The sequence below is a fragment of the Haloferax sp. Atlit-4N genome (genome assembly GCF_003383025.1).
Lineage (GTDB): Archaea > Halobacteriota > Halobacteria > Halobacteriales > Haloferacaceae > Haloferax > Haloferax gibbonsii.
In genome coordinates this window covers 46,829-58,115 of record NZ_PSYY01000005.1, presented here as the reverse complement: position 1 = coordinate 58,115, position 11,287 = coordinate 46,829, and the positions used below count along the sequence as shown (strand labels likewise).

The window sequence follows — 11,287 nt, the reverse complement described above, 5'->3', positions numbered from 1 at the left end:
ATCCGTTCAACACGTCGAACACCGTATGTGGAAGGGGTGTCGGATTCATCCCCGCGCTGAAGCACGGGGCTTTCTCCTTGACTTTCCGTAATTCATCGGACTGGTGAGTCTCTGGATAACACTGGAGTGGTTGAGAGGTGTCTGTGAACTATCTCACACACGATGATTCGTCTGAAGAGTGTCATGAGGTTTCCTTTGCCAATACTTGCTTCAATCCGTGACCGGTTCTCCTGAAATCACTTGGCAAAGGGCCTCATGCCCTTGCCTCTATCTTAGTCGCCTATGTTTTTATTCTATCGTCCGTTGGTTTGACACAATCTCGAGGTGAAGGTGGCTGACGTAACACTCTTTTAAACTGGAGGAGTACTTCCACCTGTCTCGTGAACTCGGCTTATTGACGTCCCTTTCGGGATTGCAGCACGGCGGGGCCGACTGTTGTATTGGCCTTGTGAACTGTTCCAGACGACCCCTACGGGTTGACGTCGTGGCAGCGTTCTCGAGACCCTATGCGGATTTTCGCTTAGCTACTATGACGTTACTTTTCTTGGCTTCTCGGCTGTTGATTGCCTATCTGTTGTGTTGATGTTTCAGACAGCTCTGTCGCCAAAGGACTGAGAAAGAGGGGAACTGAGCCAAGAACCAGTCCAACAAACAGAGCCTGTCCAACGACTGAGATGTACCATTCCTGAGCTTCAATCAAGAATGTAAAATGAACAAAAGTGTAGCTAATGAGAATAGGGCCGTACATCATGTGCCTCCGAATTGATTTTGGTGAGACACCCTGTTTGATTATCGTTTCGTACTCGTCTACTTCCAATACCGGCAATACAGTCCAAACAGCTAGGAGTAGAGCAATAACCCATATTACAGAGACCCCACCATCTAATGATATAATAACCGTAGAAATAATCAAGAAAGAAACATTCAACGAATGAATAAACGAGAATCGGCCTAAGTTTGGTATTAGATTACGCTCACCAGGAAACAGAAACGGAATAATATTTGCTCCATCTTCATGTAGTGCTTGGTAGAGATCGATTTCTCTCGCGACGCCACTCAGTTCGATGACGATCAGGATAATAACAGGAACAAATACAGAGGAAACCTCCGACGCCATATTGTCAGATAGTTTTCTTCTGTATTAGTTGTGTTCTTATCTAAACAACCCGACGTGAACAGACGGTATTCCGTGTCTGGGATTACAGGCAGAATTACGCTTCGCCCCTAATTGTATCATTTCATCGATTTGGGAATCCATACGATCTTGTGTAGTCCACTTCTTCCAAATCGAATCTGAATCCTGTATCTGTTTACTGTAAACAAATTCTGTATATGATTTCAAAATATGATAACGGACGACATGAATTCACCTTCAGTCCTCCGCTCACATAGAGAGCTGGTCTTCGACAGCCTGTTCGTAGAGCGTCTGTGGCGTCACGCTCGCGACTAGCGGATGTGACTGCAGCGATGCTGAGCAATCACTAAACACGAGGCCAGCGAGATCGATGGCTGGGTTGTCAGCAATATACTGTCCGTCATACTGTGCGTGCATGAGATACTCGAGAAGTTCAAACACACCCGTTGAGAGTGTCCTGCGTTGATCGGTATACTTGACCTCTCCAAGGACGACCTTTGCCAGCGTTCGCTCCTGTGTCTCATTGTCGCGATCGTAAAATTCGACAACGATGTCTGGCGTGCCGCTAAAGAGTGGTCTCGTTGATTGCTGGTCTACAATCGTCTGGTGGAGTTTATGCGCTCGGATCTGTTGGGTGAGGTAGGGATTTCGTGGTGTCGTACTCGGCCCGTCTGTGGGTTCTGTGAGTGTTAGATTCCCCTGTGAGGTGTGATAGACGTCTATCTCGAGCGTTGATCCACGAAGACGAGCAACGGGCTTCGACCCCTCTGTGACGTGTTGAATCGAAAGCTCTGGATATGTCTCTCTGAGGCGTCTCACTATTTTGAAGATCCAGTAGAGCTCGAAGAGCGTTGCGCCGTCTGGTGCAGCGACTGTTTCTTCAAGAAGCCCACGTACCGCGGGATCTGTGACGTCCAGTTGATGAAGCTTCCAATGTGTGTCGAGTAACTCTGCCGCTTTGTAGTAGAGGTACTCACGCGACTGTCGTGCTGCGTCGATCATCCGCGGGGTGAGATGTGCGAGTGGGACTGTGGGGATCCGCTCGAGGTGGACGTTCGACTCATATATCCTCGTGAACGATTGGATTGCTTCGTCGTCCCACGTCTGTTTTCGACGTGTTGGGTGGACGGCTCCAATCTCGTTTTCGACGAGCTCGAAGAGGTAACCGAGTAGACTCTTCAACACGAGATTTTTTGGGGTCTCGTAGGATGTTTCGCGCCGTCGCGTCACGAAGACGCTTCGATCATGAAACCCACTTTCAGCTCGTGCTTTGGTTGTAAGCCCCCAGTCAACACTGCCAGAGATATCGCCACGGCTCCGTTGTGTTTCAGCTGTTGTTGTCGTTGCAATGCCACGCAGCTCTTGGTGGAGCCGTTCGGTGTACTCTCCAACTGCCGGCGCAAGCGCGAAGTGAATATCCAAGAGCCGGTCTAAGTCGTCGATATTCGTTTTGGTAAAATCGAGCGCGTCAGCGAGGACTGACTGGTTGATGACCTGGCCACGCCGGAGATACGCAGTCAACTCTGTCGTGACCTCGCTGATCAACTCCTCTGGAGAGATCTTAGTCATCGTCGCGACCTATATCGACACCAAAGAAGTCGTTCGCCTTTCGGTAGAGTGTCTCGAAGTTGAGGTCCGGCGTTACTGGGTCGCTGTGTGTGTCGACATCATGGGCTTCTTCGAGCGCCACGAGGAGTGACTCTTGTGTCTGTGGGCGCAGTCCCTCGAGTTGGGGAAAGACTTGGCCGATAACCGCTCGTGTGAGGCCTTCCCGGAAGCTCCCTTTGTATGCTGTCAGGTACTCTGTGATGTCTTTGATAATTGATGGACCAAGTGCTCGTTCGCGATTGATTACGGCCCAAATGACTGCGATATCCGCATGACCGTTCGCGAGGGTTTCTCGGAAGTCTCCCGGCCCGCTGTATTTTCCTGCCCACCCACGAGCATAGCCAACATTTTGATCGGGATCGAGGAGGCTCGCTCGGATTGTGCCGTCCTGTGTGAGCTCTGGCAAGCCGATGTGTATGAAATTGAACCGCCTCATGAAGGCGAACGACATCTCATAGAGTGAGGTTTTGTCTTGGGTATTCATCGTCGCAAGCAGTCGCCACGACGGCGTGACCGGGTAGCGATCAGGACTGGTTTCGATACGTCGTCGTTCTTCCGGTGGCGTCTGGTCGTCTACCCATTCGATTGTGACTGTCTCTTCGTTCTCGTAGGGGAGCTCAACCGAGTCGCCAGAGAGTACCGAGAACAGTTGTCCAAACGCTTTATCGATATCTGCGCGGTTGATCTCGTCGATGATGAGCCACTCATTGTGGACGCCATTATCCCTGAAACAACGAAGGAACTGCCGCGGTCGAAATTCAAGCTCATCGCCCTCTGCAGCACGATTGGGAACATAGCCCCCGATGGTATCGTACGTCGTCATATCGGAGGTCGCGGTGATGAACCGCGATCCGTCGACTTCCTGGAGTTCTGTTGCTTGTGTTGCGATTGCCTTTGCGATTTTACTCTTTCCAGTCCCTGGTGGGCCAGTCAGAATGATGTGTTTTCCTGCGTTTAGGGCGGCTTCGATATCACGCCGAATTGAGGCTGCGTCATCGAAGTAGAGTGCATCTGGGAGTTCGAAATCGACTGTGGGGAACTCGAGATAGCTCTCGAGTGCAGTTTTCGGTTGCTTCCCAGAGACAATGTGTACGAGCGTCCGTGCTGCTTGTCGGTTGATATCAATCAGATATCCCTGCTTGGGGGCGATGAAAAACGGAAGGTCACCCCATACCAGGTCGCTATTGACTACGCGCTTGGTGAGCTCTGCTTTTTCGAGTGGCGTTCCGAGGCGTGCAAGTCGAACGGGAACGATGTATGAATTCGACCCGTTCGTATTGATAATACTCGCTGTTCCAACCACCTCTGAAATAGCAACGAGTGCTCCATCGTGGTAGTGGAAGACGATATCTCCAGCTGCAAGCTGTGAGAGGTCGTGGTGCCAGACATCGTCAACCCCCGCCTTGAGGTAGCCTACATTCGGATCCTCACTCCCTTCGAGCTCTGCTTCGTCGCGTTGATTGACGAAGTACGTGCTGAACGCTTCGTCCTCTGGTTCTTGGGATTCTCTACGAACTTTCTCGAGTAACTCCTCGGGTGTGGCTGGCTCGACATCACGGACCCGATCAAGAACGTGCTGGATCCGAGATTCAGCGTCCCATTCGTCGTTGATACTTCGCTGTGCCGCCCCCAACGTTGGAATGGCAGGCTCTGAGACGGTGTAGGTGTCTAAAAACGCAGCAACTGACGTGTATCCTTCTTCGAGAATTCGCTGGACGCGCCACTGTTTCGCGCGCATGAACCCCTGCAGTCGGAAATTCGACTTGAAATCGAGTAGCTCCCACAGTCGGTCAACTGGCAGTCCAAGGAGCTTGTAGTTCTCAAGAACGAAGACGTTCTTACTGCCGGCGTTATTCCAGACGTGCTCACCGACGTCTTTGCTTTGAATTGTCTCGGCAACGGTCGCAACGGCGAAGAAGACATCATTACGGTAAAAGAGGATGAGGTCACCCGGAGCGATCTGTTCCCAATACGAGTCATTCTTTTCACCCTCCGGGAAGCCCCAAATGCGGGCTTGCTCATATCCTTTGAGCTCGTCTGGTGGTTGCTCTGTCGTAAAATCAAATGGGGTGTGAACCGTCTTTTCGAACCAGCCAATCCAGTCGTCACCAACAGGCTGCAAAAAGACCGACGGGGCAGACTCACTCATAAGATACTCACTTCGACTGAACCGACCCTGAAAATGATTTCGCCATTCGCCCCTCTCTCTGTTGGGTTGAGTTGAGTTGGGGTGGTAGTGTGACCAGAGCTTGTTTATATCAATCGAGAATACTATTTCGCAGTGCAATCGCTTCCATTCGTTGGTCGTCACGAGGAGCTTTCGCTTCTCAAAGAGAGCCCGCCACAGGAGACGGCTCTCTATCCGGTTATTGGGCCAAGTGGCATCGGCAAATCCACCCTTTTGGAACAGTTTTCGATGTGGTGTGACGGCGAAGACATCCCCGTCTTAGCATACCGTGTTCGAGAGCCAGAATCGCTTGAACAGTTCGGGGCGCGACTCGCACAAACGTGGCAAGAGACTCACCCTGGGGTGTTTGAGACGTCACTTCGCGAGCGAGTTTCGCTGGGCTCAGTTCTCTCAAAGACTGGCCAAATTCTCTCGAAGGTACCTGGTGATGCGACGACGAAAACCGCAGGTGCTGCCCTCCAAGCACTCAGCCAGCCCGACCAAACGACTGAGACGGATGATGTTCCCGACATTGCTGGTGATATTCTATCGCTGATTGAGCAAACCCGTGCGCACTACGCTGCAGATCACTGCGTTTTGATTATTGATCAGTTTGACCGCGCTCAGATTGACGAGGAGGTCTATCAGGACATTGCACGGACACTCCGGTCAGTTGCGACGGCGCTTTCCGATAGTGGAAGTGTCTGTGTTGGTGCCCAAGAGCGGTTCTACGACCGGACGCAGAATTTTGTGACAGAGATTGAACTCGAAGAGTTCGATGTCAATACTGTTGGCTCATATCTGACTGCATCTGGGTTCGAAGCAAAGTACGCCTCCGACGTGTATGAGATCGCCGCTGGGAACCCATATTTCACGACTCGACTCCTACAGATCGCATTACAGCGTGATGATATCCACGCAGCGCTTGCGGACCATCCAGACATCCAACAAGAGCGTAATGAGCTCCTGGAGACACGACTGCTTGAGAGTCTGGATGAGTCATACCGCTCGCTTCTCAGAGAGTCGTGTGCCCTCCCCGAGCTTCGCCCCGATATTGTCGCAGATGTCGTTGACCGCCCTCGTGAGGACGTTGAACAGTCATTCCGTGACCTCCGTCAGCAAACAATCCTCAAGCGTCTCGGCTACGACCAGGGGATCCCAGTTTACCACCTTCATCAACTCCAACAAGCGTATCTCAAAGAACGACGCTCTGATGACGAGTTACTCATCCAACACCGGAAGGCTGCAGCCTACCACCTCACTGAACTCGTTGAGAACCTCGTTTCAGGGGTCGATGAACTTGTTTCTGAAGACGGGCGACGAAAACTCCAGAATTTTGCGGCCTCGGGAATCCTCTTTCACTATCATATTAGTCGCCCACCTGGGCTCGATATCTCGTTTGAAGACAGGCTCGAGGCGGTTCTTGCTGAACTCGATGATATCTCTGCGGACCATGCAAGGACCGTTCTCAAAGAGTACTATACGAAATTCGCATTGGTTGGGACTGAAGTACCGGACTTGGATGCCTCCCAAGCAATCGACTCAGACGAGATTCTGTCTGTCCTCAGAGGGCCTCCATCAAATTCTGAAATCGTCGGGACCCAAGCACTCATTGCAGAGCTGAATGACGACGACCGGGTTTCGTCATTGGAAGCTGAGTTGCTCACCTTCTATCACGATACGATGACTCGGGTGATGATTCTCGACAATGATGGCGATGAATCTGAAGCAGTCGAGCTACTCACAGAGCGACTCGAAGCACTCGAAGAGACGGATGCCGATGTCGATACCCCGATTGGGAATGTCGGCCGTCTCTTGTTGATCTTCATTGCTGAGTTCTATGCCGACCGGGACGATGTTGCGATCGACTATGACCCCGACTACGACTTCTGGGATGCCCTCGAAGAGACCTACGGCCTTTCTCGTGCAGACTGGGAGCTGGTGAAAGCATCGCTCGTCGAGCTTATCGATACGGTGAGCGACTCTGAGCGTCTGTTTGAACTCTTCGAGCAACTGGGTTCGAAATCACAATCTGATAGTCAAGCTGAACTCCAAGATCCGAGTGCTATCAGTCGGTTTGGGCTCCAAGGCGGGCTCGCAAAAGCGCTATTTAACCCGTTTGTGGGATTCAGTGAGGTGTTTGCGAATCTCTCGACCGGTGAGTCGATTGTGGCGTTCCGCACGGAGTGGCACACCCACATTGAGTCATTCGAACAGGAGGGACACGAGTGTCTCGGTGCCTTGTACCGTGATATTGACACGGTTATTCTTGAACCGCTTGTCGATGTTGGACAGTCGAACCCGGCACTGGAACTTTTCGGTGATTTTGAAAATGAACTGGAGGTTCGTGATGTCGACCCTGCAGCGACGCTCATTCGGGTTCTAACTGCCTACCGTGATGCACTCGGGGAAAACAGGTAGTTACTCATACTACAGGAACTCGCTGCGGAACTTCTCGTGGAGATCTTTTGCCCGAGCTGGGTTCCCTCGTGGCTCACTTCTGTTTTGGCGTCGCTCTCTCGACCGCCGTAGTCCCAGCTCATCGATGACGGCATCTGCTCCTTCCTCCAGTTTTCGTGACCACTTGAATGGTGCCTCACCGACTGCAAGATCCAGTGTTAGATTGTCGATACGCTTGATAACGCTTGTCGGTCCCCATCGAGGAGACTTTGCGGACCAGTCTTTGGTGATGAGTAGCGGAGGCTCACCACTCTCTGGAACCTTCTCGACAGTTAGCTCCTCGTAGGTGAGACGGCGTGCAGATGGGGTGACAGATGCGACGACCGCATCTCGAACCCCATAGTACGCCATATAGAGCCCGTCGTCCGTGTCATAGAATAGATCTACCTCGTAGATCTTGTGATTAAACCCCGGGAACGTGTGGATTAGATAGTTTCCCGTATCTCTGTCGACGATTGCACGTGGCCACTTTCCACTAGCTGTTGTTTTGAGGATCTTCCAGTCGTTACCATTGAGTACTACCAACGATGGGCAATTTGAACCCTGTTCGAGGTGGGCTTCGGTGAAGATCGGAATCTGTGCGGCACCCTCAATATCATCGACTGTTGCTCGTCTACCGTCATCTCGTAGCCCCATTGTTTAGCAGGTATTTTCGATCGCTTCGTAGTCCTCTCGAACGGCTTTAACCCATCCTTCGATAGCCTCTCGAGTATCTGATGTCTCTTTGAACAGCCTGTTAAACACCATATGGACGCCTTGCTTCGTCGTGATGCTCACCTGCTTTTTCTCATCTCTGTCTTCAGTTGATGGTATTCGATGAGTTTCTTCTAACGTGCCATCTTGAATCTCCTCGAAGACTTTCGAGAGGCTATTTGTTCGAACGTACTCCAGACTCTGTGGATCCTCGTGGGCAATCGCATACTGGAGAAACCGTGTCGCGACGACCGCCCTTGAAGGACTCTGGGCCTCTAGTAAGGATGCGGGTGTCTTGAGATGTTTCACGCCCAGTCGAACGGTGACATCCCGATCGATTGCGTCTGCATCTGCTTTTGTTGGACTCGTATCTAAGTGGTCTCCGAGGGCCATACCTCACTCTCTCTTTGGGCTGGTATAAAGCCGATTTCTGCCGTTACAGGTTTGATACCTCTCCTCCGCCCCTCTTCGAGGAGGCTAGCACATCGTGCTAGTGGTGCTAGTCAATATGGAATGACTCCCTCCCCACGGTGAAGGTGAGAATTCGGATCCGACTATGGAAGCCACTTTGTGGTTCGTGCATTCCTGTGAGACTTTCTGAGAGTGTAGTTTTCCCGACCAGTCGTGATCGTCTCACTCAAATTTGTCACGGCAACCACACCACTCACGCAATAATGCCACGTACGTCAACAACCAACCAGATGTAGGCACTACCTAGATCAACCAGCATGTTGCCGACTCTGTGCCAAGTCGCGAGTCATCTGGACCTGCTGGAAGGTGACCAAATAGAGCGACTGGATACTGAATATTACTGCTTTGTTGAGTAGCGGTGTCTTCGTGGGTGGTCAGAATTCAAATCATCTGCTGGGTAATCGATGATCACGCTCGTAGAATCGGATCAGCTTCATCCCTGTTCAAGAGTCGCTATTTAACACAACAGTTTCAATAGATCCCCAGCTGGTTTCTTCGCAGCACACTACATTCTGTCCATTGGACGATTCTCGCCCCCTAAGTGAACGAGTTTGGTTCGGTGGAAAAATAAGCCGTAGCTCATTGAGTTGAATGTCGCACACCGCTCAACTCGATCACTAATAGTGTCCTCAATCTCATAGAAATAGACCTCAAACTCTTCGTCTCTCATCGACGTTCTGGACACTGGAATACAAGAAAATGTTTTCTCGGATACTATCCATCTATACTGATATCTGATGGCATCATTTGTTGAGGCTCTCCTCAAGGAACGCCTTTGGTTTTGGCTTGAGGCAGTGCAGGGATTTGAGGTGGAGGGTGAAGTGTGGGCTGGTAAAGGCCGAATCGATCTCGTCGCTCGAACACCAGATGGTGAATTCTGGGGAATTGAGCTCAAGCATAAAGCAGAGACGACGCTTGACTCTAGACTGTATAGTCAATTGCACCGATATCATGAAAGCGGTATGTTCGATCGGATATTCCTTGCCTCACCGTTCGTTGATGATTTTCAACAGGCGTTCTATAGTCACCAACCCCTCAACATATCTATTGTAAGTCAAACAAGTCAGAAGTTAGCTGCCGGAATCAAGGCAGAAATGCATTCGGAATCAGAAATACTCGAAGCACTGGACGCTGCGTTTTCTGAAGAATTCCTTTCCCAACCAATCTCCGGGTCACCTTCGGTCCGAGAATATATCATCTCCAAGCTAGGATATGCTGATTTCACAAAAAAGAAACCAATCACCGTCGAACAAGGGATTTCGGAACTGACTCGAGCACGATTTCCAACAATGGTTGGTGTGATTCACATCCCTCTCAATCTCGACGGAAATAGTTTCAGAGATGTTGCAGCCGAGCTCACACCTAATGACGCATATGAACCTCAGATCCTTCGGGAAGGTGAGCAACTTAACCGGACTGGAGAGCCGTCATTTTCTCGACGAGAAGAACCCTGGATTCGCCATTGTTGTTGGCGGGAATTTGGGGGAATCCCTGAGGCTCATGTGCCGAATGTAATGGATTCGGACCGGGCATGGCGGCCAGCAGACCTGATTGCTTTCTCTGGGAGCCATGACCCAACTGATGCTGTTAACGATCCAGATACAAACGAGATCATTGGGATTGAGGCGAAAGGAGAAAGCTCGTATAACCGTACACGAGTTACCCAACAGCTTTCTGAGTTGTTGGCGACAGAAACGCTCTCTCGTCTGTATCTCGCAGTTCCCTCTTCATTGGTCACAGATGCTCACTCGCTTATTAAGGACCACGGAGAACTCGAAAAAGTTGGCCTACTAACCGTTAGTGAAGATGGCGTGCTTTCCATTGACCGAGAGGCGGCACGAGTTGTTCCAGTCCATGACGGTTATATGGAAAAATACACCGCACAAAAGGTTGGATATGGGGAAGTCGAAATAGAGAATGGAAAAGAGGTTGTCGAACCTTTTGTTACCAATGAGGAGGCGGAGCGACTCAAAAACCCTGACGCAGCTGCCTATGCTCGGCAGCTGTTGACTGACAACTCTGATAGAGCTGACGACGATGGATGGATTCGAAGTCCCGTTACCGAACCAACAGAGCCGTTCGAAAGTGAATTTAACCAGACGAAGGTTCGCGCCTACTTGCTCTCAGGACAATCGGCAGACCCGTATACTGAAGACCTAAGTCAAGGTGTTGGACCACGTGACATGAAAGAGGGGTATGTCCGGCTTACGATTAGTGACTTAGATGTTGATGGTGAAAAAGCACTCAAATTCCACTTCGGACGAGGCTCATGGGAGGGAGGATACATTTGGTTTGGTGGCGACGTAATTCGTCAGCTACTGGCCATAATTGTTAGTATTAAGACTATTTCGGGCGGAGAAGTTGCAGGCCAAGGAAAGCTACTCGACTTAGACACCTATCCTTTCGACCACGATAGGAACGAACCGTACCGGTTATCTGGGGCTTCGGGGACTGAAATTGGGTTAAAACTCCTCATTTCGAATATCGACGACGGGAATCATATCATGAGGATTCGTTTAGGTGAACGTAAGAACGAGGGAGTAGATGTCAGCTTTACAGAGGCGCAATGGCTCGACCTTATCGCCACTGTCGATATTCTTCTGACTGGAACTCATCGAGAACTTCCTGGTTCATTTACCACGTACCCTCGGATTGGGCCGTCTGGTAAGGATACCTGGTCGATTGGAACTGTCATTGAAGAACAGGTTCACCCTAATCTGCCGTCGGGGTTCTAGAATACAAAGAATATATTC

Annotated in this window: 7 protein-coding genes; 2 read left to right on the top strand and 5 right to left on the bottom strand. The window is 50.7% G+C overall.

The window, feature by feature from the left end:
• Window positions 1-535 precede the first annotated feature (535 nt).
• The 3 genes from C5C07_RS21180 to C5C07_RS19225 all read right to left on the bottom strand — a co-directional run bounded on the left by C5C07_RS21180 (window position 536) and on the right by C5C07_RS19225 (window position 4,892).
• On the bottom strand, window positions 536-1,117 hold the full coding sequence (locus C5C07_RS21180) for a hypothetical protein (RefSeq protein WP_147302052.1): 582 nt from the start codon (window positions 1,115-1,117) through the stop codon (window positions 536-538).
• A gap of 267 nt (window positions 1,118-1,384) precedes the next feature.
• The gene (locus tag C5C07_RS19230; RefSeq protein ID WP_115805867.1) at window positions 1,385-2,704 is read right to left on the bottom strand and encodes a hypothetical protein; all 1,320 of its coding nucleotides are present in this window, start codon (window positions 2,702-2,704) and stop codon (window positions 1,385-1,387) included.
• Complete coding sequence (locus C5C07_RS19225) at window positions 2,697-4,892, bottom strand: AAA family ATPase (RefSeq protein ID WP_115805866.1); 2,196 nt, start codon at window positions 4,890-4,892, stop codon at window positions 2,697-2,699. The genes C5C07_RS19230 and C5C07_RS19225 overlap by 8 nt, the downstream gene beginning before the upstream one ends.
• A gap of 132 nt (window positions 4,893-5,024) precedes the next feature.
• On the opposite strand from C5C07_RS19225, the gene C5C07_RS19220 reads away from it, so the two are divergent.
• The gene (locus tag C5C07_RS19220) at window positions 5,025-7,331 is read left to right on the top strand and encodes an AAA family ATPase (protein ID WP_115805865.1); all 2,307 of its coding nucleotides are present in this window, start codon (window positions 5,025-5,027) and stop codon (window positions 7,329-7,331) included.
• Between the two features lie 9 nt (window positions 7,332-7,340).
• On the opposite strand, the gene C5C07_RS21175 is transcribed toward C5C07_RS19220, so the two are convergent.
• Both C5C07_RS21175 and C5C07_RS19215 read right to left on the bottom strand, forming a co-directional pair.
• Window positions 7,341-8,006, bottom strand: a complete 666-nt coding sequence (locus tag C5C07_RS21175) for a hypothetical protein (RefSeq protein ID WP_147302051.1) — start codon at window positions 8,004-8,006, stop codon at window positions 7,341-7,343.
• Between the two features lie 3 nt (window positions 8,007-8,009).
• Entirely contained in the window at window positions 8,010-8,456 is a 447-nt protein-coding gene (locus C5C07_RS19215; protein WP_115805864.1) for a hypothetical protein, read from the bottom strand.
• Between the two features lie 815 nt (window positions 8,457-9,271).
• Between C5C07_RS19215 and C5C07_RS19210 the strand changes: the two genes are divergently transcribed.
• Window positions 9,272-11,269, top strand: coding sequence for a hypothetical protein (locus C5C07_RS19210; protein ID WP_115805863.1), 1,998 nt, complete (start codon window positions 9,272-9,274; stop codon window positions 11,267-11,269).
• Window positions 11,270-11,287: the final 18 nt, after the last annotated feature.